The following is a 25,732-nucleotide window of genomic DNA, read 5'->3' as shown; positions in this document are numbered from 1 at the left end:
CCTATGGATCCCCGCCTGCGCGGGGACGACGGTTCCGATGTTCGCCGTGGATCGCGGCGCTACCGATTACTTGGCAGCGGCAGCCGGCTCGGTCTTGGCAGCGCCGGTGTCGGTAGCTGCTTCAGCCTTCTTGGTCACCTTCTTGTGGGCCTTGGCTTTCTTGTGCTTCGGCTCGGCCTTGGCGACCTTGGTGGTGTCGGTCGCAGCAGCTTTCGCATCCGTCGCCGGTGCAGCGGCTTCAGTCTTCTGAGCCGGGGCAGCCGGAGCAGCGGCCGGGGTCTGCGCGAATGCAGCGGTTGCGAACAGGCCGGCGATCAGGGTAGCGATAACTTTTTTCATGGCAGTGGTCCTTTGTGGTTTATCAGGTAGTGCACGATTTGCGTGCTACTGAGCCATAAACGGGTCGCCTGCCCAGCCTGTTGACGCCATTTACAATTGCTTACGTGGCATGCAAACGGTTACAACTGTAGGGTGGGCAGGTTTCCTGCCCACCCTACGGTGCATCCGGATCGTCGGACGAATACGACAGGCCGATTTGCCGGCGAATGTCGTCCATGACCGCCATTAGCGACAGCGTCTCATCATGCGTCATGCCCGGGCTTTCGATCAGCCCGGCCGCAAAGCAGCGCTGCGCCTCGATCGCCTCGTGTACGTAGCCGTTGCCAATGAACGGCGTGTGCACGGCGCGCGAGCTGCCGTCATCGAGCACCACGCTTAGCGATTGCGCCTTGTAAAACATGGTGTTCATGCGCACGTGCCCGCGTTCGCCGGACACCGTGAGTTCTCCCGGCGCCCGTGCCAGCAGCGAGCAGCCGCACATCGACATGCCGCCGCCCTTGTGCTTGAGCGTGAACCCTGTCTGCACGTCGACACCCGTGACGCCAAACTCGGCCTGTGCCCGCACCGACGCCACCGGCCCAAGCAGCGCAGCCGCAATCGACAGCGGATAAATGCCAAGGTCAAGCAGCGCGCCGCCGCCCAGCGCGGGATTGAAGGCGCGGTGCTCGGGGCCGAAGTCAGCCTTGAATCCAAAGTCGGCAAATACCTGCCGCGGCTTGCCGATTTCGCCGGAGTCGATGATGCGCCGCACCTCGGCCATCGCGGGCAAAAAGCGCGTCCACATCGCTTCCATCAAGAACAGCTTCTTCGAACGCGCCAGCGCCACCACCTGCTCCGCTTCACGCAGGTTCATCGCAAACGGTTTCTCGCACAGCACGCCCTTGCCGCCGTGGAGCGCCAGCAGCGCGTTCTGTGCGTGCATGGGGTGGGGCGTGGCGATGTACACCAGGTCCACGTCTGTGGAATCGGCCAGGTCCTGGTACGAACCGTATGCCCACTCAACCTCGAATTCGGCCGCAAAGCGCTGCGCCGACTCCAGCGTGCGCGATGCGACGGCAGTGAGCACCGCGCCGGGCGTATCCTTGAGCGCGCTGGCGAACGCGCGCGCGATCTTGCCGGTGCCGATAATCCCCCAGCGTACCTTGTCGCTCATGGGCTCTCCCATCAAATGCTCCGCTTGGGCCGGAACACGCTCGCGTCCGCGTAGAACGCCTCGTCCTGGCCATGCCACCAGCCGGGCACGCCGAGCACCGGCAACGGTGTGAAGCACGAATTGTCGAGCCCACCTTCCCTGAGCTCGGCCGCGACGCGCTCGTCGATCCAGCCGCGCTGCTCGTGTGCGGGCAGCGCAAAATACCCATCCTCCGCCACCACGACGCGAGTATGCGCCGTGATCGCCTTGCGTGGCGCCACCAGCTTTTCCATCAGCGCGTGGCCGAACGACCATACCTGCGCGTCCCGGCCGAACATGGCGCGGCGCTCGAACAGCGCATCGTGCCACTGGTGCGCGCGCAGCAGCTCTACCAGCGCCCTGCCCTCGTCGGAATCGCGCACCACCAGCAGCGCCGCGTTTTCGTCGAAGATGGTGGCGGCATCACGCGCCGGGCCACGCGATTTGCCCACGCCGGCCTGCGCGATCTGCGCTGCCTGCAGCGCGTTGAGCTCGCGCTTGATGAGCGGGAAGGTCTGCCACACCAGCGCGTTGAAGAAGTCATGCAGGTTGTCGCGCGTGGGCACGCAGCCGGTCGCACCGATATGCTCCTCGTAGGCCGTCCCTTCCGGCAGCGCGGCCTGCGGCACGAAGCGGATCGGCTGTCCGCGGTGGTTCACGAGCCCCATCGCCGCAGCGCTGGCGTTGAACGCGTCAATGAACTCGTCGCCCGCCAGGTGCAGCCGCGCGAACGCCGGCCGCACCGAATCGAGCCACGGCCGCGACCAGTCGATTTGCGACAGCATGGCCCGTTACAGCATCTTCCAGTTGACCTGCTCGCCGGCGTTCAGCGGCACCAGCTGCGATTCGCCGAACGGCACGGTGGCGGGCAGCGTCCACGGCTCGCGCGTTAGCGTGATGGTGCCTTCGTTGACCGGCAGGCCATAGAAGGCCGGACCATTCAGGCTGGCGAAGGCTTCGAGCTTGTCGAGCGCGCCGGCCTGTTCGAACGCGGTGGCGTACAGCTCCATCGCGTGCAGCGCGGTGTAGCAGCCGGCGCAGCCGCACGATGCTTCCTTGGCGCCGATTGCGTGCGGCGCCGAGTCGGTGCCGAGGAAGAAGCGCTCGTCGCCGCTGGTGGCGGCCGTGAGCAGCGCCAGACGGTGCTCCTCGCGCTTGAGCACGGGCAGGCAGTAGTAGTGCGGGCGAATGCCGCCGCGGAAGATCTCGTTGCGGTTGTAGAGCAAATGGTGGGCGGTGATGGTCGCACCGATCGGGCCTTCGGCCTCGGCCACGTACTGCGCCGCGTCCTTGGTGGTGATGTGCTCGAACACGATCGGGAGTTCCGGCAGGTCGCGGCGCAGCGGGCGCATCACGCGCTCGATGAATACGGCCTCGCGGTCGAACAGGTCGATGTCGCCGTCGGTCACCTCGCCATGCACCAGCAGCGGCATTTCCACTTCCTGCATCGCTTCGAGCGTCTTGTAGCACTTCTTCAGGTCGGTCACGCCCGCGGCCGAGTTGGTCGTCGCGCCCGCCGGGTACAGCTTGACCGCGTGGATGAAGTCGGTGTCCCGCGCGCGGCGGATCTCATCCGGGGAGGTAGCATCGGTCAGGTACAGCGTCATCAACGGCTCGAACGTGGAACCGGACGGCAGCGCGGCCAGGATGCGCTCGCGGTAGGCGCTGGCGGCGGCCACGGTGGTGACGGGCGGCTTCAGGTTCGGCATCACGATGGCGCGCGCGAACTGGCGCGCGCTGTGCTGCACCACGCTGGCCAGGTGTGCGCCGTCGCGCAGGTGCAGGTGCCAGTCGTCTGGGCGGGTGATGGTGATCGTTTGCGGGGTTTCGATGGAGGACATGAGACGGCTTTCGTAGAGCGGACTGCCCGCTATTTTACCTGCAGCCACCCGCGGCCTGCGCGCCGGGCCCGTATTGACGCGGCGAGGTCATCCGGACACAGACACAATTCATCTAGATGATTCAGTTGACACGTATGAATTCGGGGAGTACGATGGCTTCACGGTTCAAACACGAACTGACCGGACAAGGAGACAGAAATGATTCATTTTGTGGTGCATGAAGAGGGTGATTCGGTGGGCACGGTGGTGGTCGTTGACGGCGTCAAGGCTGGCGCCTCGCTGAGCGGCTGGGTGATGGAGCAGGACAAGATCGTCGAGATGCGCACCGGCAGCGACATCCCCGTCGGCCACAAGATCGCGCTGAAGGACCTGAACGTGGGCGACACCGTGTTCAAGTACGGCGTGGACATCGGCAAGGTCGTCTCGCCCATCAAGGCCGGCGAGCACCTGCACGTGCACAACGTCAAGACCAAGCGCTGGTAAGCCGAGCGGCACCCAGGCAGAGCCCTAGCAAACGAATTCGGAATCGGAGACAGAAATGATTAACAAGGACACCACCTTCCTCGGCTACCGCCGCGAAAACGGCCGCGTTGGCGTGCGCAATCACGTCATCATCCTGCCGGTGGACGACATCTCGAACGCCGCCGCCGAGGCAGTGGCCAACAACATCAAGGGCACGATGGCGCTGCCGCACCCGTACGGCCGCCTGCAATTCGGCGCCGACCTGGAGCTGCACTTCCGCACCCTGATCGGCACCGGCGCCAACCCGAACGTGGCCGCGGTGGTCGTGATCGGCATCGAGCCCCAGTGGACCAAGCTGATCGTGGACGGCATCGCCGCCACCGGCAAACCGGTGCAGGGCTTCGCGATCGAGCACCATGGCGACCACGACACGATCTACCGCGCATCCAAGGCGGCACGCGAGATGGTGCAGTTCGCCTCCGAAAAGCAGCGCGAAGTGTGCAACATCAGCGAACTGTGGGTCTCGACCAAGTGCGGCGAATCGGACACCACCTCCGGCTGCGGCGCCAACCCGACTGTGGGCAACGCGTTCGACAAGCTGTACGACGTGGGTGCGACGCTGGTGTTCGGCGAGACGACCGAGCTGACCGGCGGCGAACACCTGGTGGCGGCGCGCTGCGCTACCCCGGACGTCAAGGAAAAGTTCATGGCCTTCTTCAACCGCTACCAGGACGTCGTCAACCGCCACAAGACCAGCGACCTGTCGGACTCGCAGCCGACCAAGGGCAACATCGCCGGCGGCCTGACCACGATCGAGGAAAAGGCGCTCGGTAACATCCAGAAGATCGGCAAAAAGTGCAAGGTGGATGGCGTGCTGGACAAGGCCGAAACCCCGACCGGACCGGGCCTGTGGTTCATGGATTCGTCGTCGGCCGCGGCCGAGATGGTGACCCTGTGCGCGGCGTCGGGCTATGCGGTGCACTTCTTCCCGACCGGCCAGGGCAACGTGATCGGCAACCCGATCCTCCCGGTGATCAAGATCTGCGCCAATCCGAAGACGGTGCGCACGATGGAAGAGCACATCGACGTGGACACCTCGGGCCTGCTGCAGCGCGAGCTGAACATGGATGGCGCCGGTGACAAGCTGCTCGAATGCCTGCTGCGCACCGCCAACGGCCGCCTGACCGCCGCCGAGGCGCTGGGCCACCGCGAGTTCGTGCTGACCCGACTGTACGAGTCGGCATAAAAAGCCAACACTAGCTCAAGCACGTCGTCCCCGCGAAGGCGGGGACCCATAGAACGCTCTCAGGTGGCACGGTTTGAGGCCACCGAGGTGCAGGCTCAGCATGGGTCCCCGCCTCCGCGGGGACGACGTTTTTGAGGTATCGAAAAAATGGTACCGTCGTCCCGGCGAAGGCCGGTACCCATGCAGAGCCTGCAATATCTCGGCAATTCGTCTTCGGAGCCTCAGCATGGGTACCGGCTCTCGCCGGCACGACGTTTTGAGGTCAACAATCAGCCGCGCTTTGCCACCGCCGCCTTCGCATCCGGAAAGCACTCCTTCACCGCTTCGGTGAACGCCATCCTGCTGTGGCGCGTCCTCTCCAGCAGCCCCACGCAGCGTTCGGTCGTCACCCCGGGCAGCGGGATCACCCGCAGCGCCTTGTCCTTGTCCCATTGAACGTTCGCCAGCTGCGGCACAATCGATACCCCAAAACCCTGCCGCACGATCTCGATCATCGCCTCCACCGAGTTCAGCTCCAGCTCGTCGCGCGTGGTCACGCCCACCTGGCTGAGCACGTCCTTCACCAGCAGCCCGGTCCACGTATCGCGGTCGAAGCGGACGAACGGCGCCTGCTGCAGAATGTCCAGCGGCAGCGCCGGCAGCTTGAAGTGCGGCCGGCGCGGCACGATCAGCACCATCGGCTCGTTGTACAGCGGCGTCCACAAGAGCGTCGAGGCCAGCGCGCGCGGCGGCTTGGTGACGATCGCCGCGTCCAGTTCGCCGTGCTCCACCTGGTAGGCGAAATCGCTCGACAGTCCCACGAACAGCTGAATCTTCAGCCGCGGATGCTCGCGTTTGAGCCGCCAGAGCGCATCCGCGAACGACCCCATCAGCGTTGACACCAGCGCGCCCATCATCACCCTGCCCGACAGTTCACCGCTTTCTTCCGCATTGGCCAGCGCCTCGAAGCGCACCAACAGTTCCTCGACCTGAGGCACCGCCTTGCGCCCCGCCGTATTCAGGACGACCGAGCGCGGCCCGCGATCGAACAACACTTGGTTCAGTTCCTCCTCCAGCGCGCGGATCTGCAGACCCACGGCGGCCGGGGTCAGCCCGATCTCCTTGCCGGCCGCGGCAAAGGTGCCGTACTTGGCGACGGCCAGGAAGGTCTTGAAGGTTCGGATCGATGCCACGCTGGCCTCCTGCAAGAGTGAAAAACGACACGCAAATAATAAAGAATTTCTTTAGGTCGAACAAATAAAGTTTAGCTTTCGTTTGCCTATGCATTGGTCCAGAATGGACTTGTCAGCTGAATCATTTCAGCGCATCTCCAAGTTAGGATCGACATGACGACCAATCTGGAAGTGAAGGTCTGGCGCGGCAAGGAAGACGGCGAGTTCGTCACCTACGAGGTACCCCGCCTCGAGAGCCAGACCGTGCTGGATGTGGTAACCCATATCCAGCGCCGCATCGACCCCGGCCTGTCCTACCGCTACGCGTGCCGTGTCGGCATGTGCGGCTCGTGCGCAATGACCGTCAACGGCAAGGCGCGATGGACTTGCCGGACCCATGTGGCCAACGTGGCTGCCGACGGCAAGCTCGAACTCGCTCCCCTGTCCAACCTGCCCGTCATCAAGGACCTGGTCACCGACATGACCGGGTTCTTCGACAAGTGGGCGCGCGCCAAAGGCAGCTTCAAGGGCGCCAAGACCCGCGAGGATGAGTTCGCGCTGGTCGAGCCGCAATCGACCATGCGCCTGGCGGCCGACGCCGGCATCGAATGCATCGGCTGCGGCGTGTGCTACGCCTCGTGCGACGTGGTGAGCTGGCGCCCGGACTATCTCGGCCCGGCCGCCCTGAACCGCGCCTGGACGCTCATCAACGACGTGCGCGACGTGCGCAACCGCGAGCGCCTGCTGGCGGTTGCGGGCGACGCCGGTTGCCACGCCTGCCACACGCAGGGCTCGTGCACTGAGCGCTGTCCCAAGCACCTGGAGCCGACCGCATCCATCTCCGGCCTCAAGCGCCTGTCCGCCAAAACGCTCGGGAGGAAAGCATGACCGACACCGTGACCGAGGTCAGGCTCTGGTACTGGGGCCGCATCAGCGCCATGGCGCTCACCTTTTTCGTGTTCGTGCATCTGGCGGTCATCATCTACGCCGTGCGCGGCGGGCTGACCGGAACCGAGATCCTTGAACGCACCCACGGCAACCTCGCGTTCGGGCTGTTCTACGCGGCGTTCGTCCTCGCGTGCACCGTACACGTGCCGCTGGGCCTGGCCCGCATCCTGCGCGAGACGCTGATGAGCGACCGCACGGCGAACGCCGTCTCGGCCCTGTTCGCGCTGCTGCTGCTCGTGCTGGGCCTGCGCGCTGTCTATGGAGTGGTCCTCGCATGAACAAGTCAAAGATGCGCACCAACGACTTCCGCGCCCGCAACCACCCGGCGTACTGGGCCTTCCTGGTGCACCGCTTCTCGGGCCTGGCGCTGGCGCTGTTCCTGCCGGTGCACTTCTGGGCGCTGGGCCATGCGATCAACGGCGCGGCCTCCCTCAACGGTTTCATCCACGTGACCGACCAGCCGCTGTTCAAGTTCGGCGAATGGGGGCTGGTGATCCTGCTGGCCGCGCACATGGCCGGCGGCGTGCGCCTGCTGCTGATCGAGTTTGGCAAGTGGAGCGGGCTGCGCAAGAACCTGATCGCCGTCACCGCCGGCTTTGCCGCCATGACCGGCATGGCGTTTGCCCTTGCGCTGGTGTTCTGAAAGGAGCTGAAGAATGAAGATCGATTTGGCCGATGTCGAAGAGGCCGCAAAGCAGCTGTACATCCGGGCACTGAAGGTACTGCCGCCCGATATCAAGGGCGGGTTTGCACGCCTGACCGAAACCGAGACGGTGCCGCGCGCGCAGAACATCCTGGCCACGATGGTGCAGAACATTCACGTGGCCGAGGACAACGAGAACCTGCTGTGCCAGGACACCGGCGTGCCGATCTATAACGTGACGATCGGGCGCAACGTTCAGGTCGACGGTTACGACCTGAAGCAGGCGATCCGCAAGGGCTGCGAGCGCGCTACCCGCGAGCACCCGCTGCGCTCGTCGGTGGTGCACCCGCTCACGCGCCAGAACGAGCACACCTCGTGCGGCATCGAGGTGCCGGTGATCCATATCGATTTTTCCGATGTGCCGGACCAGCTGTCGATCCAGATGATCCCCAAGGGCAGCGGCTCGGAGAACAACTCGTTCCTGAAGATGGCCATTCCAGCGGAGGGCATCGACGCGATCAAGGAATTCGTCATCGACTGCGTGATCAACGCCGGCGGCAAGACCTGCCCGCCGACCATCGTTGGCGTGGGCCTGGGCGGCACGTCGGACCTGGCCGTGCACCTGGCAAAACGCGCGGCCACGCGGCCGCTGGGCAGCCACTGCGCCGACCCCGAAGGCGCAAAGCTGGAGAAGGAGCTGTCCGCCGCCGTGAACAAGCTCGGCGTCGGCCCGCAGGGTCTGGGCGGCGACTCGACCGCGTTCGCGGTGCACATTGAGCTGGCCTCGACCCACATCACGATGAACCCGATTGCCGTCAACATGCAGTGCCATTCGGCGCGCAGGGCCACCGCGACCCTCGCGCCTGAAGGCGTCACCTACGGATTCTGACATCATGGCCCACTACGAACTCACCATGCCGGTCACCGAAGAGCAGGTGCGGCAGCTGCGCGTCAACGACACCGTCACTCTGCAGCAGACGCTGTTCGGGATCCGCGACGCGACCCAGATCCACATGCTCGACCGTGGCCGCACCACCCGCTTCGACCTGCACGGCCACGCCGTCATCCACACCGCGCCCAACGTGCGCAAGGTCGACAAAAGCCCGCAGTACCCGGCCGGCTACCAGCCGATCTGCATCGGCACCACCACTTCGGACCGGATGGAGCGCTTCACCCGCCCGCTGATGGAGCAGTACGGCGTGCGCCTGATCGTCGGCAAGGGCGGCCTGCGCCAGGGTTCGCTCGACGCCTTCCGCGAGCTGGGCGGGGCCTACCTCGCCATCGTCGGCGGCACCGCAGCCCTGGAAACCACCTGGATCGAGCAGATCGAGGACGTGGACCTGGACGACCTGAACCCGGAATCGCTGTGGAAGTTCAGGATCCTCAATTTTGGCCCGCTGCTGGTGGCCATGGACAGCCACGGCAACAGCCTGTACACCGACATCAAGGCCGACGTGAACAAGCGCCGCGCCGAAGTGCTTGCCAGCCTGGGGGTACACCAATGAACGCCATCAAACGCATCCAGACCGACATCCTGATCCTGGGCTCCGGCGGCGCCGGGCTGTTCGCGGCCCTGCACGCGCACCAGGCCGACCCCAGCCTGTCGATCACCGTCGCAGTCAAGGGCCTGCTCGGCAAGTGCGGCTGCACCCGCATGGTCCAGGGCGGCTACAACGTGGCGCTGGCCCAGGGCGACTCGGTCGAGCGCCACTTCATGGACACGATCGAGGGCAGCAAGTGGCTGTCGAACCAGGAGCTGGCGTGGACGCTGGTGACCAAGGCCGTCGAGCGCATCCACGAGCTGGAGAACGAGCTGGGTTGCTTCTTCGACCGCAACCCGGACGGCACCGTGCACCAGAAGGCGTTCGCCGGGCAGACCTTCGACCGCACCGTGCACAAGGGCGACCTGACCGGCATCGAGATCATCAACCGGCTGTCCGAACAGGTGTGGGCGCGCGGCATCCACCGGCTGGAGGAACACCGCGCCGTCGAACTGATCAAGACCGAGGACGGCAAGGCGCTGGCGGGCGTGCTGATGATCGACATGCGCACTGGCGAGTTCGTGTTCGTGCAGGCCAAGGCGGTACTGCTGGCCACCGGCGGCGGCCCGACCATGTACAAGTTCCACACCCCGTCCGGCGACAAGAGCTGCGACGGCCTGGCGATGGCGCTGCGCACCGGCCTGCCGCTGCGCGACATGGAAATGGTGCAGTTCCACCCCACCGGCCTGCTGGCCGGCACGCACACGCGCATGACCGGCACCGTGCTGGAAGAAGGCCTGCGCGGGGCCGGCGGCTACCTGCTCAACGGCGATGGCGAGCGCTTCATGACCAATTACGACCCGCGCGGCGAACGGGCCACGCGCGACATCGTCTCGCGCGGGATCTACGCCGAGATGCGCGCCGGGCGCACCACGCCCAACGGCGGCGTGTACATCCAGATGTCGCACCTGGGCCCGGACAAGGTGCGCAAGCAGTTCAAGGGCATGGTCGAGCGCTGCGGCGACTGCGGCTTCGACCTGGCGGGCGGGCGCGTCGAAGTGGTGCCCACGGCCCACTACATGATGGGCGGCGTGGTGTTCAAGCCCGACTGCACCACCGAGCTCACCGGCCTGTTTGCGGCCGGCGAGGACACCGGCGGCGTGCACGGCGCCAACCGACTGGGCGGCAACGGCGTGGCCAATTCGACCGTTTTCGGCGGCATCTCCGGCGAGACAATGGCCGAGTGGACCGCGCGCAATCCGCAGTTTCGGGCACCGAGCGAAGCGGCGATCGCGCGCAGCATGCTCGAGCACGAGCTGCCGTTCACGCGCGAACCGGGCGACCTGGAGGCGATTCGCGAGGCGCTGTACGAATGCATGTGGACGGACGTGGGCATCCTGCGCACGGCCGAGGGAATCCGCCGTGCCCAGCGCCGGCTGGAGGAACTGGACGCCCAACTGGCGCGCACCGGCATTCCGGCGGGCGACCGCGCCTACAACCTGAGCTGGCACGACTGGATGAACCTGCGCAGCCTGATCCAGGTGAGCCAGGTGATCGCCGCGGCCGCGCTGCAGCGCGAGGACTCGCGCGGCGCCCATTTCCGCGAGGATTTCCCGCAGGCGGGCGATTTGGACACGTCCAGCTTCACCGTGGCGCGCATGGAACACGGCGGCTTGTCGCTGACGCGCGAACCCGTGCGTTTCGAGCGCGTGCGCCCGGGCGAGACCATTTTGACGGAGGAACCTGCGGCAGCGCACTGAAAATGCTGCGACCGCAAACAAATCATTTAAGTGATCTAGTTGAATTTACCTGAACACTGGACTACCATGGGCTGTCCAACAGAGACAAGGATTCAGGGCTAGACAGAAGTACCATCCAAAGGGGAAGAGACACAACAAACAGGCGCACAAGCGCTGCCCCTCTCACCAACTATTGGAGGAGACATCCAATGCAACTCAAATCCATCCTGGCATGCGCCGCCAGCGCTGTTTTGTTTGGCACCACGCTCACCACCCACGCCGCCGAGGTGAAGGAACTGAAGATTGCCGAGCAGTACGGCATCAGCTACCTGCCCCTGATGATCATGGAAGACCAGCACCTGGTCGAGAAATACTCGAGCGAGGCGGGTGCAGGCGGCCTGAAGGTCACCTGGGCAAAGTTCGCTGGGGGTAACGTGATGAACGACGCGCTGCTGTCGGACAGCCTGCACATCGCGGCCGGGGGCGTTGCGCCACTGGTCACGCTATGGGCCAAAACGCGCGGCAACTACGACGTCAAGGCCGTGGCCGCGCTCAACTCGATGCCGCTGTTCCTGAACACGCGCAACCCGAACGTCAAGACGATCAAGGATTTCACTGACAAGGACAAGATCGCGCTGCCCGCGGTGAAGGTGTCGATCCAGGCGGTGACGCTGCAGATGGCGGCCGAGAAGGCATTCGGGCCGGGCCAGCAGAACAGGCTGGACCGCCTGACCGTGTCGATGAGCCACCCGGACGGCCAGGCCGCCCTGCTGTCGGGCACCAGCGAAGTGGACGCGCATTTCAGCTCGCCGCCGTTCCAGTACCAGCAGCTCGAAAAGCCGGGCATCCACACCGTGCTGAACTCGTACGAAGTGCTGGGCGGTCCCGCCACCTTCAACCTGATCTGGACCACCACCAAGTTCCGCAAGGAGAACCCGCGGGTGTACGCGGCCTTCACGATGGCGCTTGACGACGCGATCGCGATGATCAACAAGGACAAGCGCTGGGCTGCCGAAACCTACCTGCGCATCTCGAAGGACAAGGACACCGTCGAGGACATCATGAAGATGCTCGACGATCCGCAGGTGAAATTCACGACCACTCCGCAAAACGTGATGAAGTACGTGGACTTCATGCACAAGACCGGCTCCATCAAAGTCAAGCCGGCATCCTGGAAGGACCTCTTCTTCGACAACGTGCAGAACCTGCCGGGCAGCTGATCCTTTCCGGGATCACCAGCAGTTCGCTTGCCAGCATAAGGATGGAAAGTCATGGATATGAGTCAGAACCAGCAGCCCGATCCCCGCCCCCTTTTGGACGTGCGTGACGTGACGCTGCAATACAAGACGAAGGCCCACCTGGTGACCGCGACCTACCGCGTCAACTTCCAGGTGTTCAAATCGGACCGCTACGTGCTGCTCGGCCCTTCGGGCTGCGGCAAATCGACGCTGCTCAAGGCGGTGGGCGGCTACCTCACTCCCACCGAGGGCGAGATCCGGCTCAAGGACAAGCTGGTCACGCGACCGGGGCCGGATCGGATGATGGTGTTCCAGGAGTTCGACCAGCTGCTGCCGTGGAAAACGGTGAAGGAGAACGTCATGTTCCCCCTGTGCGCCTCGGGCAAGCTGACCGGCAAGGCCTGCGAAGAAAAGGCCATGCAGTACATCGAGAAGGTCAACCTGGCCAAGTTCGCCAACCACCACCCGCACATGCTCTCTGGCGGCATGAAGCAGCGCGTGGCGATTGCGCGCGGCATGGCCATGGAGCCGGACGTGCTGCTGATGGACGAGCCGTACGCGGCGCTGGACGCCCTCACCCGCCGCAAGATGCAGGACGAGCTCCTGCAGCTGTGGGATGAGACCCACTTCACGGTGCTGTTCGTGACCCACTCAATCCCCGAGGCGATCAAGTGCGGCAGCCGCATCCTGCTGCTCTCGCCGCACCCGGGCCAGGTCAAGGCCGAACTGGCCAGCGCGCCGCGTGACTGCAGCGACCCGAAGGTGGCCAAGGAACTCGAACACGAAATTCACAAGATGCTTTTTGCAGACGAAATCGAAGAGAAGGAGGTGCAGCATGTCTAAGGACGCCATCCTGTGGTCGCGGCCGCCGATCCATCGCGAGCCGCTCGATTCATCCAAGTTCGGGGTGGTGGAAAAGCCGCTGTCGCCGTTTGAAAAGCTGTACAACTACAGCGCGCTGCGCAAGACCTTCATCCTCATCGTGCTGGTGGTGGCGTGGGAAGTCGGCGCGCGCGTGCTGAACAACGAGCTGCTGTTCCCGACCTTCGTCGCCACCGTGGACGCCCTGTTCAACGGACTGGCCAGCGGCGACCTGCTGCTCAAGATCTGGGCATCGCTCAAGGTGCTGCTGATGGGTTACGGGATCGGCATTGCGCTGGCCGGCGTGCTGACCGCGATCGGCATCTCGTCCAGGATCGGCACCGACTTCCTCGAGACGCTCACCTCAATGTTCAACCCGCTGCCGGCGATCGCGCTGCTGCCGATCGCGCTGATCTGGTTTGGCCTGGGTAACGGCAGCCTGGTGTTCGTGCTGGTGCACTCGGTGCTGTGGGCGGTGGCGCTCAACACCCACTCGGGCTTCCTGGCCGTCTCCAACACGCTGCGCATGGTCGGCCGCAACTACGGCCTGGGCGGGTTCAAGTACGTCTCCAAGATTTTGATCCCGGCGGCCTTCCCGAGCATCCTCACCGGCCTGAAAATCGGCTGGGCATTCGCATGGCGTACCCTGATCGCGTCCGAACTGGTGTTCGGCGTGAGCTCCGGCTCCGGCGGTCTTGGCTGGTTCATCTACGAGAACAAGAACCAGCTCGAGATCCCGAACGTGTTCGCGGGCCTGCTGACCGTGATCCTGATCGGCCTGATCGTCGAAAACCTCGTCTTCCGCACGATCGAAACCCATACCGTGCGCAAGTGGGGCATGCAGGCTTGAGGCGGAGGCACACATGAAGATCGTCATCTCCGAATTCATGGACGAGCAGTCCGTGGACGAGCTACGCCAGCGCTTTGACGTGGTGTACGACCCCAAGCTGGTGGACAAGCGCGAGGAACTGCTGCGCCAGCTGGGCGACGCGCAAGGGCTGGTGGTGCGCAACCGCACGCAGGTCAGGCCCGAGCTGCTGGCTTGCGCGCCGCAGCTGCGCGTGGTCGGGCGCCTCGGCGTAGGGCTGGACAACATCGACGTGCCAGCCTGCGAGGCGCGCGGCATCGGCGTGATCCCGGCCACCGGCGCCAACGCGCTGGCGGTGGCCGAATACGTGATCGCCAGCGCGATGGTGCTGCTGCGCGGGTCCTACCTGTCCTCCGCCTCGGTGGCGGCCGGCGATTGGCCGCGGGCGCAGCTGTCCGAAGGACGCGAGAGCGCAGGCAAAACGCTCGGCCTGGTCGGTTTTGGGGGCATCGGCCGCCTGACCGCGCAATTGGCGAAAGCGCTCGGCATGCAGGTGGTCGCCTACGACCCGATGCTCGATGCCGGTTCGCCGGTGTGGACCGCGACGGGGGCGCGCTGCGCCAGCCTCGACCAGCTGGTCGCCGAAGCCGACGTGGTCTCCCTGCATGTGCCGCTCACCGATGCCACGCGCGGCCTCATGAACGCCGAGCGCATCGGCCGCATGAAGCCGGGCGCGGTGCTCATCAACACGGCGCGCGGCGGCATCGTGGACGAAGCCGCGCTGGCACAGGCGCTGCAAGGCGGCCGGCTGGCCGGCGCCGCGCTCGACGTGTTCGAGGACGAGCCGCTCCCGGCGGGCTCGGTACTGGCCGGCGTGCCCAACCTGATCCTGACCCCACATATCGGCGGCGTCACCAAAGAATCGAACGAGCGCGTGAGCGCAATGATTGCCGAGCGGGTTGCCGAGCACCTGCTCGGCGCCACAACCACGGAGCAGTCATGCCAACACTTAGCATTACAGACTTAACCCAACTGGCGGCCGACGCGCTGCGGCGCGCAGGCGCCAGCGGCGAAATGGCCACGGCCACCGCCGCCGCCCTGGTCGCCGCCGAGGCGCAGGGGCTGGCCTCGCATGGCCTGTCGCGCATCCCGCAATACGCCGGCCACCTGCGGGCCGGTCGCGTCAACGGCGACGCGAAACCACGCGTGCAGCAGAGCCGTCCGGCCGCGCTGCTGGTGGATGCCGAGGAAGGCCTGGCCTTCCCCGCCTGCGCGCTTGCCGTGCATGAAGCGATCCGCTCTGCCCGCGAATGCGGCGCGGCCTTCGCCGGGGTCACCCGCAGCCACCACTTCGGCACGGCGGCTCATCACCTGGAGGCCGTCGCGCAGGCTGGCATGGTCGGGCTTGCGTTTTCCAACTCGCCGGCCGGCATGCCGGCATGGGGCGGCAAGCGAGCGCTGTTCGGCACCAACCCGATCGCCGCCGTCTTTCCGCGCAAGGACGCGCCGCCGCTGGTGATCGACCTGTCGCTGTCCGAGGTCGCGCGCGGCAAGCTGATGGTTGCCGCGAAAAAGGGCGAGTCGATCCCGCTCGGCTGGGCACTGGACAAGGACGGCAAGCCCACCACCGACCCGAAAGCCGGGCTGGAAGGCATGATGATGCCGGCCGGCGGCGTGAAAGGTGCGATGCTCGCGCTGGTGGTTGAGTTATTATGCTGCGCGTTGACGGGCGCATCGTTCGGTTTCGAAGCCGATTCGTTCTTCAACGAGGAAGGCAACCGCCCGCGCATCGGCCAGGTGTTCATGATCATCGACCCGGCTGCGCTCGCGGGAACCGACGTGTTCAACGAGCGCCTCGAAACGCTGGTCTCGGCCATGCTGGTCGATCCCGACGTGCGCCTGCCGGGCCAGCGCCGCGAAGCGCTGGCGCAGAAGGCCCAGGCCGAAGGCATCGAGGTGCCGCAAGCCCTGATCGATCAGCTGCAGGCGCTGGCCAGGCCGTAGTTGTAGGGTGGGCGGCTGTGCCGCCCATGCGTTCAAGAACGGCATGCGCCGAGGTCAAGCAGAAAGCAGGAGTCAGTCACAAATGGCATTCGGGATCGAGACGGTCGTGCTGCTCGCACTAATCGTCATGTTGGCCTACACGGTATTTGGCCTGACCGGCTTTGGTTCCTCGATCACGGCCATGCCGATGCTGGTGCAGGTGATCCCGCTGAAGATGGCCGTGCCGCTGATGCTCATCTTCGACCTCACCTCCGGCCTGCTGCTGGGCATGCGCAACCGCAAGGTGGTGGACCGCAAGGAGCTGCTGCGCCTGATCCCGTTCATGCTGGCCGGGATGGCGATCGGCGTGATCGCGCTGGTCAAGGTGCAGGAACGGCTGCTGCTGCTCCTGCTCGGCGCCTTCATCCTGGCCTATTCCGCCTGGAGCCTGCTGCTCAAGAAAGAGCCGACGCCATTGAGCGCCCGCTGGTCCGCCCCGCTCGGCATGGTGGGCGGCGTGTTCACCGCCCTGTTTGGCACCGGCGGCCCGATTTATACGATTTACCTCGCGCGCCGGCTGGACGACAAGGCGGTGCTGCGCGCCACCATCAGCGCGCTGATCTTCGTGACCGGCTTTTCGCGGCTGGTACTGTTCTCCACCGCCGGCTTCTACAAGCAGGAATCGCTGCTGTGGCTCGCCGCAATCCTGCTGCCATGCTCGCTGCTCGGGCTCTTCCTCGGCAACCGCCTGCACAGCAAACTGCCAGCGCATCGGGTGGTGCAAGTCATCTGGGCCATCCTGATCCTCGGCGGCACCAGCCTCATTTTGCGGAACTGGTAAGCAGCATCCGCTTTCGTTCAGGCGTGAAGTACCACCACGGCCGCGGCTCGTCCCCGGCCATGAAGCTTGTGATCGACATGAAAACGTCGAGCACGCACGGGTCATGGCGCACGCCGGTCTTCAAGCATAGCTCCTGATACAGATCGAACGGCGACTTGCCAATGAGCTGGGTCGGTTCGCGGATGCCGATCAGTTGAAGATCCTTTGCGCCAGCCGCACCGATGTTCGGCAGGTCCGTCAGGACCCGGACACGTTCCCGCATCACTTTGGACGGATTCATCTCATACCCTCAAGTTCGGTGGGCGCTAACGCGGCGCGAAGTGGATACAGCTTACCTCAACCTGCGATTCCGTCGTTCCCGCGCAGGCGGGAACCCATGCTGAGCGTGCACGCATGCGGTCCATGGGTCCCCGCCTGCGCGGGGACGACGGCTTATGCGGCAACGCTGCGCAAAAAAACTCCCGGTGCGCGTCCGCCGAACTGGCCGAACGCTGCACCGGGAGTTTATGTGTACGACTGCGCGCCGGTATCAGGCCAGGGCCGGCTTGGTGACCGGCACAGCCACCGGGCGCGGCTGCAGCTCCTGGTCCACCTGCGGCTCGACGTCCACGTCCAGCACCGGCACGATGTCGCCATTGAGCACCGCACGGGCGCGCTGCAGATCGAGCTCGCCTTCCCAGCGCGCCACCACGATCGCGGCCACCGCGTTGCCGACCAGGTTGGTCAGCGCACGGATCTCGTTCATCAGGCGGTCCACGCCGATCACCAGGGCGATGCCGGCCACCGGCAGGATGTGGGTCGAGCCGAGCGTGGCGGCCAGTGCCACCAGTGCTGCACCGGCCACGCCGGCGCCGCCCTTGGAGGTCAGCAGCAGGATCGCCAGCAGGCCCAGCTGTTGCCACAGCGACAGGTCGATATTCAGCGCCTGGGCGATGAAGAGCGAGGTCATGGTCAGGTAGATCGCGGCGCCGTCCAGGTTGAACGAGTAGCCGGTCGGGACCACCATGCCCACCACGGTGCGCTTGACGCCCATGGCTTCGAGCTTTTGCATCAGCTGCGGCAGCACGGACTCGGTGCTCGCCGTGCCCAGCACGATGAACATCTCTTCCTTGAGGTACTTGATCAGCTTCCACAGCGACACGCCAGCCACCTTGGCGATCGTGCCCAGCACCACGAACACGAACAGCAGCGTGGTCAGGTAATACGCGCCGATCAGCGTGGCCAGCTGCTGCAGCGTGCCGATGCCGAATTTTCCGACGGTGAAGGCCATTGCGCCGAATGCGCCGATGGGAGCCAACTTCATCACCAGGCCCACCACGCCCAGCAGCGCCTTGCCGAATTCATCGACGATCTCGCGCGCCTTGCGGCCACGCTCACCCATGACCGACAGGCTCACGCCAAACAGCGCCGAGAACAGCAGCACCTGCAGCAGGTTGCCCTTGGCGAAGGAATCGACCACCGAGCTGGGGACGATCGAGGTGATGAACTGCAGGGTCGTTTGCGGGTGCGCCTTGTCGGCGATGGCCGCCACCGCGCCCTTGTCGAGCGAGGCGATGTCCGCGTTGATGCCGGCGCCAGGTTGCACGATGTTGGCGACCACCATGCCGATGACCAGCGCCAGCGTGGTCACCAGTTCGAAATAGAGCACCGCTTTACCACCGACGCGGCCGACCTTCTTGAGGTTTTCCATCCCGGCGATGCCGGAAACGATGGTGCAGAAGATGACCGGAGTGATCACCATCTTGATGCCGTTGATGAACACGTCACCAAGGGGTTTGAGATCGGTTGCAATGGCGGGATAAAAATGCCCGACCGCGACGCCGGCTACCAGCGCCACAACCACTTGGAAATACAGACTGCGAAACAGCGTGCTCCTCATCTACTCCTCCTACCGCTTCATGTAATTTGTCCCGTGCGGCTATATGCCATCTTCAGGAGATCCGATCTTTGCCGGACACGGGGACGCTTTGCTTTGGCCGTGAAAGGACGGCCGGCCACTACTTCCTATTCCACCTCTACTTTCTGTTCCGTCGTCCCCGCGCAGGCGGGGACCCATGCTGAGCTAGCATTCAGACTGCATTTGTCCGTGCGGCCAGCGTGCGGTCTATGGGTTCCCGCCTCCGCGGGAACGACGGTGATACGGCTAACGGATTATGCCGACTCGTACAGCCGGGTCAGCACAAACTCGCGATGCCCCAGCGCCTCGGCGGCGGTCAGGCGGCCGTTGGCGGTACGCAGCATGCACTCGAGCAGCTTATCACCCGCGCCATCCATGTTCAGCTCGCGCTGCAACAAACCGGACGTATCCACGTCGATATGCTCGGCCATGGTGCGCACCGTCTTCGGGTTGGCGCAGATCTTGATCACCGGGACGATCGGGTTGCCGATCACGTTGCCCTGGCCGGTCGGGAAGAAGTGCACCACGTAGCCGGAAGCGGCGCACAGCGTGACCATCTCGGCCGCGGCGGACGACGAGTCCATGAACCACAGGCCGGAGCCGGTGGGCGTCTCGGCCTTGTCCAGCACGCCGTCCACGCGGCACTTCTTGCCGATTTTCTGGATGTTGCCGAGGGCCTTCTCCTCGATGGTCGTCAGGCCCCCGGCGATGTTGCCCTTGGTCGGCTGCGAGTCCGACAAGTCGCTCGTCTTGTGGCGGTTGACGACTTCCTGGTAGCGGTTGAAGAAGGCCATGAACTTCTCCCTGACCTCCGGGGTGGCGCAGCGCTCGGCCACCAGGTGCTCGCCGCCGGTCAGTTCGGTCGTTTCACCGAAGACCAGGGTCGCGCCCAGCTCATACAGCTTGTCGAACGCATTGCCCACGGTCGGGTTGGCGCCGCAGCCGGAGGTGGTGTCCGATTCGCCGCACTTGGTCGAGACCCACAGCTCGCTGATATTGCATACTTCGCGCTGCTTTTCGGAGGCGAACTGCACCAGCTCGCGCGCGGCCTTGGAGGCGCGCATGATGGTGTCGTGGTCGCCGTGGTGTTCGATGGCGAAGCCCTGCACCGGCTTGCCGGTGGCGGCGATGCCATCGACGATCAGCTTGGTCCATTGCGGCTCGATGCCGATCACGACCACGGCGGCCACGTTCGGGTTGGCGCCGGTGCCGATCAGGGTGCGGAAGTGCAGCTCCAGGTCGGCGCCGAATTGCAGGCGGCCGTACGGGTGCGGCAGCGCCATCGTGCCCTTGATGTTGTTGGCCACTGCCTCGGCGGCGGCGTTCGAGATGTCGTCCACCGGCAGGATGATGACGTGGTTGCGCACGCCAACGCGGCCGTTTTCGCGGCGATAGCCGAGGAAGGTGGTGTCCTTGTTGATCATGTCTGTCTCCTTGATGCTTTTGTGGGACCGGCGGCTTACCAGCGCTTGGTCTTGACGTTATGAACGTGCAGGTGTTCGCCGGCCTTGATCGGCGCGACCACCTTGCCAATGTCCACGCCGTACTTGATGACGGTGTCGCCCGGCTGCAGGTCCTTGAGCGCGATCTTGTGACCGATCGGGATATCGCTCACGGTTCGCATCTCGATCACGTGGTCCGGCTCCATCACCCAGCCGTTCAGCGGCGAGCCGGCAGTGACGCCCTCGACCACCACGGTCCCCACGGAATCCCCATCTTCGTGCACCACAAAGTGAATCATTTTTGTCTCCTCGTTTTCAGGTCCAACACGACTGGCTCAAGACCATCCTAGCGCAGCGTTTCGCAGACTGTCAACCATATCATCTATATGATTTCGTGCTTAAACAAAGGCGGTAATGAAGCGATTGATCACATACCCGCCGGTCATCAGGAACAGGAACAGGATACTTGCCAACAGGATTGGCTTGGCGCCCGCTTGCTGCACCGCGCCCACATGGGTACGCAGGCCCAGCGCGGCCATCGCCATCGCCAGCAGCACGGTATCGACCTGCAGGATGGCGGCCACCAGCCCGGCCGGCAGCAGGTGCAGCGAGTTCACGCCGGCGGCCACGATGAACAGCACCGCAAACCAGGGAACCGTGATCTTGCGCTTGGCCGCGCCGGTGCCGCCTTCGTTGCCGATGCGGCTGCTCAGGATGACCAGGAACGGGGCCAGCATCATCACCCGCAGCATTTTTTCGATCACGGCGAACGAGGCCGCCTGCTCGCTCACCGAGCGCCCTGCTACCACGACCTGCGCCACCTCGTGGATGGTGGAACCGGCATACAGGCCGTACGCAGTCTCGGACAGGCCCAGGTACGGGTACAGCAGCGGATACACGAACATGCCCAGCGTGCCGAAGATAACCACCGTGGCCACCGCCACCGACACCTTGTGCGCCTGGCCGCGCACCACCGGCTCGGTCGCCATCACGGCTGCCGCGCCGCAGATCGAGCTGCCGGCGCCGATCAGCATGGCGGTCTGCTTGTCCAGCCCGAACACGCGGGTGCCCAGCTGCACCGCCAGCGTGAAGGTGGTAGCGATGATCAACAAGTCGATCAGGATGCCGGCCCAGCCGATGTGCCCGATCTCCTGGAAGGTGATGCGAAAGCCGTACAGGATGATCCCCAGGCGCAGCAGTTTGGCCTTGGCGAACTCCACGCCGTCCGCGCTGAACGGCGCCACGCGCGGGAACACCGTGTTGCCCAGTGCAATGCCGATCACGATCGCCAGCGTGAGTGCCGAAATGCCAAGATGCTGCACGGCCGCCAGAGCGGCGCCCCAGATGCTGGCGGCGGCAATGGCGCCAGCCAGCGCCAGCCCGAGGGCGAACGGGGCGGGACGAATGGGCGAAGTTGTCATTGTTGTGCTCTCCGTGATGAAACCGAGCACCAACAGTACGCCGCTGCCTTTTATTATAAAAACGAGTAATATTGATATGATTAATCAGCATAAGTGATATAGAGGATGCTGCGCACCACTCTCAGGCAGATCGAAGTGTTCGTCGCCACCGCGCAAAAGGGCAGCGTGACCCAGGCCGCGGCCGCGATCGGCATGACGCAATCGGCGGCAAGCATGGCGCTGGCCGATTTCGAAAGCCAGCTCGGCACCCGCCTGTTCGACCGTGTCGGCAAGCGCCTTTCGCTCAACGACGACGGCCGCGCGCTCTACGCGCAGGCGGTGGAGATGATCGAACGTGCGCACGAGATGGAGCAGTTGTTCCGCAAGGACGGCCGCGCGGTGGACCTGCGGCTGGCCGCCAGCTCCACCATCGGCAACTACCTGCTGCCGCAGCTGATCGGGCGCTTTCGCGAACAGCGCCCTGGCAGCCGGATCGAGCTCGACGTGGGCAACACGCGGCACGTGATGCAGAAGGTGCTCGCGTTCGAGGTGGACGTCGGCTTCGTCGAAGGGCCGTGCATGGATGCCGACATCGAGGCCATCTTCTGGCGCGCCGACGAGCTGGCGATCTGCGCGCGCCCGGACAGCCCGCTCGCCCGGCCCGGCGCCGCCACGCCCGAGGCGCTGCGCGAAGCCGGGTGGATCCTGCGCGAGCGCGGCTCGGGCACGCGCGAGGTGGTCGAACAGCTCTTGACCAGCCAGCTCGGCGACATCAAGCTGGCCATGGACCTGGGCGGCAGCGAAGCGATCAAGCGCGCGGTGGAGGCCGGGATCGGTATCTCCTGCCTGCCCAAGCTCGCGCTGCAGGGGGCGATCGAGCGCGGCAACCTGGTCATGCTCGACACGCCCTTCCTCACGCTCACGCGCTCGTTCCACATCCTGCTGCACAGGCAGAAGTACCGGACCGAAGCCGTCCAGAGCCTGCTGGCGTTCTGCCAGGCGTAGCGCTTGTGTGCGCCGGCCCACAGTGCGCGCAAATTCAACTAGGTGATCTGCATGAATTAACCCCCGAACGGGCTTGTATTTGCTATGATGCGGTCAACTGACCTTATCTACCTGCCGGCAAACATCTCATGCAACAACTTTTTCGTTCGGACGTCGCCCTGGGCCTGCCCTTGTACCGCGAAGTCAAGCACAAGCTGATGGAGTCCCTGCGCGACGGCGAATGGAAGGCCGGCGACATGATCCCGGCCGAAAAACGCCTGTGCGAGCGCTACGGCGTCTCGGTGGGCACCTTGCGCAAGGCGGTGGACGAACTCACCGCCGAGAACATCCTGATCCGGCACCAGGGGCGCGGCACCTTCGTCGCCTCGCACAGCCAGGACCGCTACATGTTCGGATTCTTCCACATCTGCCCCAAGACCGGACAGAAGGAATATCCGAAGGTCGAGTTCATCAGCCTGTCCCGGGAAAAGGCGGACGCGGACAGCGCGCGCCGGCTCGGCATCGGCAAGGGCTCCAAAGTGCTGCGCATCGTGAACCGCCTGAGCCTTTCGGGACGGCCGGTGATCGTGGACCAGATCGTGCTGCCCGAGCGCTTCTTCCCGGGCCTGACCGAATTTCAGCTGCGCGAGCGCCGCACCACCTTGTACCAGCTCTACCAGGACAGCTTTGGCGTGGCCGTGCTGCGCACCGAGGAGCGGCTCGACGCGGAAGGCGCCAACGCCGAGGTGGCCAACCTGCTGTCGCTCGACCAGGGCACGCCGCTCCTGCACATCGTGCGCCGCGCGCTCTCGTTCCGCGACGAGGTGGTCGAGCTGCGGCACTCGTGGGTGCTGACCACCGATCACGAATACTTCGCCGGCGAGCGCGGGCAAGCCAGCGAATAACCCGACAACCTGTGCACCGTCGTCCCGGCGTTCGCCGGAACGACGGGTATCTGTTAGTGAATGATCCGCGCCAGGAAGTCCCGCGCGCGTTCCGACCGCGGGGCGCTGAAGAATTCTTCCTTGGGCGTGTCTTCCACGATGCGCCCGTGGTCCATGAACACGATCCGGTCTGCGACCTTGCGCGCAAAGCCCATCTCGTGCGTCACCACCATCATGGTCATGCCTTCCTGCGCCAGGCCCACCATCACATCGAGCACCTCGTTGATCATTTCCGGGTCAAGCGCCGATGTCGGCTCGTCGAACAGCATGGCGATCGGATCCATCGCCAGCGCGCGCGCGATCGCCACGCGCTGCTGCTGGCCGCCGGAGAGCTGGCTCGGGTATTTGTCCTGATGCTTGAGCAAGCCCACGCGGTCAAGGTATTTGAGTCCGCTGGCGGTCGCTTCATCCATGCTCCGGCCCAGCACCTTCACCTGGGCCAGCGTCAGGTTCTCGCGCACCGACAGGTGCGGGAACAGCTCGAAGTTCTGGAACACCATGCCGATCTTGGCGCGCAGCCTGGGCAGGTCGGTCTTCGGGTCGCCGACCGCAATGCCGTCCACCCGCACCGAACCCTGCTGGAACGGCTCGAGCCCGTTGACGGTCTTGATGAGCGTGGACTTGCCGGAGCCGGACGGACCGCACACCACCACCACGTCGCCGCGCTCGACGCGGGTGCTGCACTCGCTGAGCACCTGAAAAGCGCCGAACCACTTGCTCACACCGTCAATTTCGATCATGTTTTTCCATCTACGGGAAAGCGCACGCGCACTGTTGTCGCACACCCTCGGGGCATGCTTGACAGCACCATCTGCGCCAAGGATACTGCGGAACTTGCCAATACAATCAGAACTAAAACTGGCAACTCGCTGATAAAAACACTGCTATTTTGCACGATAAACGAGCGGTGCAGGACGAAAACCCGGCAGTGGAGACACCATCGGCCGGCTCTTACAGGAAGCAGCATATGAATAATCGAAACCGCCTGACCACCTACATCCTCGTCGGCCTCGTCCTCGGTATCGCCGTCGGCTACGTCGTCAATACCACTGTCGCAAACCCGAACGGCTTTGCCGACACGATGTCGCTGGTGACCACCCTGTTCCTCCGCCTGATCAAGATGATCATCGCGCCGCTGGTGTTCTCCACGCTGGTGGTCGGCATCGCCAAAATGGGCGACGCCAAGGAGGTCGGCCGCATCGGCGTGAAGGCGCTGGGCTGGTTCATCATCGCCTCGATCATCTCGCTCACGCTGGGCCTGATCCTGGTGAACATCTTCCGCCCGGGCGACGCGCTGCATCTGGCCGCGCAGCAGGCCGCCGACGTGCTCCCGGCGACAACCGCCTCGTCGGGCATTTCGGCGTCCGGCCTCACGCTCAAGGAATTCGTCACCCACCTGGTGCCCGCCTCGATCGTGGACGGCATGGCCAAGAACGAGATCCTGCAGATCGTGATCTTCTCGATCTTCTTCGGCACCGGCGCCGCCGCGGTGGGCGCGCGCGCCAATGCGCTGATCGAAGCGGTCGACGGCGTGGCCCACGTGATGCTCAAGGTGACGGGCTACGTGATGAACTTCGCGCCGGTGGCCGTGTTTGCGGCGGTGGCCGGCGTGATCGCCAAGAGCGGCGTCAAGGTGCTGTCGACCTACGGCGTATTCATGGGCGAGTTCTACCTCGGCATTGGGCTGCTGTGGGTGCTGCTGACGCTGGCCGGCATCCTGTTCGTCGGCCCGCGCATCCTCAAGCTGCTGGCCGAGCTGCGCGAGCCGACCCTGATCGCGTTCTCGTGCGCGTCGTCGGAAGCGGCGTTCCCGAAAACCCTGGAGGGCCTGGAGCGCTGGGGCGTGAAGAACCGCCTGGCCGCGTTCGTGCTGCCGATCGGTTACTCGTTCAACCTCGACGGCTCGATGATGTACTGCACCTTTGCGACCGTGTTCATCGCCCAGGCCTATGGGATCCACATTCCGTTCGGCGACCAGCTGGTGATGATGCTGGTGCTGATGTTGACCTCGAAAGGCATGGCCGGCGTGCCGCGCGCATCGCTGGTGGTGATCGCCGCGACGCTGGGCCAGTTCCACATCCCCGAAGCCGGCCTGGTGCTCCTGCTCGGCATCGACCACTTCCTCGACATGGCGCGTTCGGCCACCAACGTGATCGGCAACGGCATCGCCACCGCGGTGGTCGCCAAGTGGGAAGGCGAGCTGACCGACGGCGTGGCCGCCAACAAGGACATCGCTACGGCCCCGCTGCGCTAAAGGGCGGCTGTCACTGAAGTACACGAAGGCCTTCCAGCGATGGGAGGCCTTTTTTTCGC

The 25,732-nt window shown here is 64.8% G+C and carries 28 protein-coding genes; 17 read left to right on the top strand and 11 right to left on the bottom strand.

The features are described from left to right. Positions 1-66: 66 nt before the first annotated feature. The 4 genes from NX773_RS13160 to pyrC form a co-directional block, all read right to left on the bottom strand. Positions 67-339 carry a hypothetical protein gene (locus NX773_RS13160; protein WP_258856786.1) on the bottom strand — a complete coding sequence of 91 codons (273 nt, stop codon included), beginning with the start codon at positions 337-339 and terminating at the stop codon, positions 67-69. Between the two features lie 154 nt (positions 340-493). Further along, positions 494-1,492, bottom strand: a complete 999-nt coding sequence (locus NX773_RS13155; RefSeq protein WP_258856785.1) for a Gfo/Idh/MocA family protein — start codon at positions 1,490-1,492, stop codon at positions 494-496. A gap of 11 nt (positions 1,493-1,503) precedes the next feature. Continuing rightward, a complete protein-coding gene (locus tag NX773_RS13150; protein ID WP_258856784.1) occupies positions 1,504-2,295 on the bottom strand; it encodes a DUF3025 domain-containing protein in 792 nt (263 codons plus the stop codon). Between the two features lie 6 nt (positions 2,296-2,301). Next, positions 2,302-3,351 carry a dihydroorotase gene (gene pyrC, locus NX773_RS13145; protein WP_258856783.1) on the bottom strand — a complete coding sequence of 350 codons (1,050 nt, stop codon included), beginning with the start codon at positions 3,349-3,351 and terminating at the stop codon, positions 2,302-2,304. Between the two features lie 198 nt (positions 3,352-3,549). Here pyrC and NX773_RS13140 point away from each other — a divergent pair, with 198 nt between their 5' ends. Together NX773_RS13140 and NX773_RS13135 are read left to right on the top strand one after the other, a co-directional pair. Beyond that, positions 3,550-3,834, top strand: coding sequence for a UxaA family hydrolase (locus tag NX773_RS13140; protein WP_258856782.1), 285 nt, complete (start codon positions 3,550-3,552; stop codon positions 3,832-3,834). Positions 3,835-3,889: 55 nt separating this feature from the next. Continuing rightward, positions 3,890-5,059: a UxaA family hydrolase gene (locus NX773_RS13135; protein WP_258856781.1), complete on the top strand. Its 1,170-nt coding sequence runs from the start codon at positions 3,890-3,892 to the stop codon at positions 5,057-5,059. A gap of 269 nt (positions 5,060-5,328) precedes the next feature. On the opposite strand, the gene NX773_RS13130 is transcribed toward NX773_RS13135, so the two are convergent. Then, positions 5,329-6,231: a LysR family transcriptional regulator gene (locus tag NX773_RS13130; protein WP_258856780.1), complete on the bottom strand. Its 903-nt coding sequence runs from the start codon at positions 6,229-6,231 to the stop codon at positions 5,329-5,331. 153 nt (positions 6,232-6,384) lie between these two features. Here NX773_RS13130 and NX773_RS13125 point away from each other — a divergent pair, with 153 nt between their 5' ends. The 12 genes from NX773_RS13125 (at position 6,385) to NX773_RS13070 (ending at position 16,752) form a co-directional block, all read left to right on the top strand. Next, positions 6,385-7,098: a succinate dehydrogenase/fumarate reductase iron-sulfur subunit gene (locus NX773_RS13125; RefSeq protein WP_258824375.1), complete on the top strand. Its 714-nt coding sequence runs from the start codon at positions 6,385-6,387 to the stop codon at positions 7,096-7,098. Beyond that, complete coding sequence (locus tag NX773_RS13120; protein ID WP_258856779.1) at positions 7,095-7,436, top strand: succinate dehydrogenase; 342 nt, start codon at positions 7,095-7,097, stop codon at positions 7,434-7,436. Before NX773_RS13125 ends, NX773_RS13120 begins: the two co-directional genes overlap by 4 nt. Further along, on the top strand, positions 7,433-7,801 hold the full coding sequence (sdhC, locus tag NX773_RS13115) for a succinate dehydrogenase, cytochrome b556 subunit (RefSeq protein ID WP_258856778.1): 369 nt from the start codon (positions 7,433-7,435) through the stop codon (positions 7,799-7,801). The genes NX773_RS13120 and sdhC overlap by 4 nt, the downstream gene beginning before the upstream one ends. Positions 7,802-7,814: 13 nt before the next feature. Then, positions 7,815-8,690 carry a fumarate hydratase gene (locus NX773_RS13110; protein ID WP_258856777.1) on the top strand — a complete coding sequence of 292 codons (876 nt, stop codon included), beginning with the start codon at positions 7,815-7,817 and terminating at the stop codon, positions 8,688-8,690. 4 nt (positions 8,691-8,694) lie between these two features. After that, a complete protein-coding gene (locus NX773_RS13105; RefSeq protein WP_258856776.1) occupies positions 8,695-9,306 on the top strand; it encodes a fumarate hydratase C-terminal domain-containing protein in 612 nt (203 codons plus the stop codon). Beyond that, on the top strand, positions 9,303-11,042 hold the full coding sequence (locus NX773_RS13100) for an L-aspartate oxidase (protein WP_258856775.1): 1,740 nt from the start codon (positions 9,303-9,305) through the stop codon (positions 11,040-11,042). The genes NX773_RS13105 and NX773_RS13100 overlap by 4 nt, the downstream gene beginning before the upstream one ends. Positions 11,043-11,230: 188 nt before the next feature. Next, the gene (locus NX773_RS13095; protein ID WP_258856774.1) at positions 11,231-12,241 is read left to right on the top strand and encodes an ABC transporter substrate-binding protein; all 1,011 of its coding nucleotides are present in this window, start codon (positions 11,231-11,233) and stop codon (positions 12,239-12,241) included. A 57-nt stretch (positions 12,242-12,298) separates the two neighbouring features. Next, positions 12,299-13,102 carry an ABC transporter ATP-binding protein gene (locus NX773_RS13090; RefSeq protein WP_258824518.1) on the top strand — a complete coding sequence of 268 codons (804 nt, stop codon included), beginning with the start codon at positions 12,299-12,301 and terminating at the stop codon, positions 13,100-13,102. After that, the gene (locus NX773_RS13085; protein WP_258824368.1) at positions 13,095-13,970 is read left to right on the top strand and encodes an ABC transporter permease; all 876 of its coding nucleotides are present in this window, start codon (positions 13,095-13,097) and stop codon (positions 13,968-13,970) included. Before NX773_RS13090 ends, NX773_RS13085 begins: the two co-directional genes overlap by 8 nt. 13 nt (positions 13,971-13,983) lie before the next feature. Beyond that, positions 13,984-14,955, top strand: coding sequence for a hydroxyacid dehydrogenase (locus NX773_RS13080; RefSeq protein ID WP_258856773.1), 972 nt, complete (start codon positions 13,984-13,986; stop codon positions 14,953-14,955). Further along, positions 14,928-15,932, top strand: a complete 1,005-nt coding sequence (locus NX773_RS13075; RefSeq protein ID WP_258856772.1) for an Ldh family oxidoreductase — start codon at positions 14,928-14,930, stop codon at positions 15,930-15,932. Before NX773_RS13080 ends, NX773_RS13075 begins: the two co-directional genes overlap by 28 nt. Before the next feature lie 82 nt (positions 15,933-16,014). Then, on the top strand, positions 16,015-16,752 hold the full coding sequence (locus tag NX773_RS13070; RefSeq protein ID WP_258856771.1) for a sulfite exporter TauE/SafE family protein: 738 nt from the start codon (positions 16,015-16,017) through the stop codon (positions 16,750-16,752). Here NX773_RS13070 and NX773_RS13065 read toward each other — a convergent pair. The 5 genes from NX773_RS13065 to NX773_RS13045 form a co-directional block, all read right to left on the bottom strand. Beyond that, a complete protein-coding gene (locus NX773_RS13065; RefSeq protein WP_258856770.1) occupies positions 16,733-17,032 on the bottom strand; it encodes a helix-hairpin-helix domain-containing protein in 300 nt (99 codons plus the stop codon). The genes NX773_RS13070 and NX773_RS13065 overlap by 20 nt on opposite strands. A 249-nt stretch (positions 17,033-17,281) precedes the next feature. Continuing rightward, positions 17,282-18,631 (bottom strand): C4-dicarboxylate transporter DctA, encoded by a 1,350-nt coding sequence (gene dctA / locus NX773_RS13060; protein ID WP_258856769.1) that lies wholly within the window; start codon positions 18,629-18,631, stop codon positions 17,282-17,284. A gap of 272 nt (positions 18,632-18,903) precedes the next feature. Further along, on the bottom strand, positions 18,904-20,073 hold the full coding sequence (locus tag NX773_RS13055) for a UxaA family hydrolase (RefSeq protein WP_258856768.1): 1,170 nt from the start codon (positions 20,071-20,073) through the stop codon (positions 18,904-18,906). A gap of 35 nt (positions 20,074-20,108) precedes the next feature. Then, positions 20,109-20,390 carry a UxaA family hydrolase gene (locus NX773_RS13050; RefSeq protein WP_258856767.1) on the bottom strand — a complete coding sequence of 94 codons (282 nt, stop codon included), beginning with the start codon at positions 20,388-20,390 and terminating at the stop codon, positions 20,109-20,111. Positions 20,391-20,489: 99 nt separating this feature from the next. Then, positions 20,490-21,512, bottom strand: a complete 1,023-nt coding sequence (locus NX773_RS13045) for a YeiH family protein (RefSeq protein WP_258856766.1) — start codon at positions 21,510-21,512, stop codon at positions 20,490-20,492. A gap of 105 nt (positions 21,513-21,617) precedes the next feature. On the opposite strand from NX773_RS13045, the gene NX773_RS13040 reads away from it, so the two are divergent. Next, positions 21,618-22,496 carry a LysR family transcriptional regulator gene (locus NX773_RS13040; protein WP_258856765.1) on the top strand — a complete coding sequence of 293 codons (879 nt, stop codon included), beginning with the start codon at positions 21,618-21,620 and terminating at the stop codon, positions 22,494-22,496. Between the two features lie 128 nt (positions 22,497-22,624). After that, complete coding sequence (locus NX773_RS13035; protein ID WP_258856764.1) at positions 22,625-23,380, top strand: GntR family transcriptional regulator; 756 nt, start codon at positions 22,625-22,627, stop codon at positions 23,378-23,380. A gap of 53 nt (positions 23,381-23,433) precedes the next feature. On the opposite strand, the gene NX773_RS13030 is transcribed toward NX773_RS13035, so the two are convergent. After that, on the bottom strand, positions 23,434-24,159 hold the full coding sequence (locus NX773_RS13030; protein WP_258856763.1) for an amino acid ABC transporter ATP-binding protein: 726 nt from the start codon (positions 24,157-24,159) through the stop codon (positions 23,434-23,436). A gap of 227 nt (positions 24,160-24,386) precedes the next feature. On the opposite strand from NX773_RS13030, the gene NX773_RS13025 reads away from it, so the two are divergent. After that, the gene (locus tag NX773_RS13025) at positions 24,387-25,673 is read left to right on the top strand and encodes a dicarboxylate/amino acid:cation symporter (RefSeq protein WP_258856762.1); all 1,287 of its coding nucleotides are present in this window, start codon (positions 24,387-24,389) and stop codon (positions 25,671-25,673) included. Positions 25,674-25,732: the final 59 nt, after the last annotated feature.

The sequence above is a fragment of the Massilia solisilvae genome (genome assembly GCF_024753215.1).
Classification (GTDB): Bacteria; Pseudomonadota; Gammaproteobacteria; order Burkholderiales; family Burkholderiaceae_D; genus Telluria; species Telluria solisilvae.
This window is presented reverse-complemented; position numbering and strand designations above follow the sequence as displayed.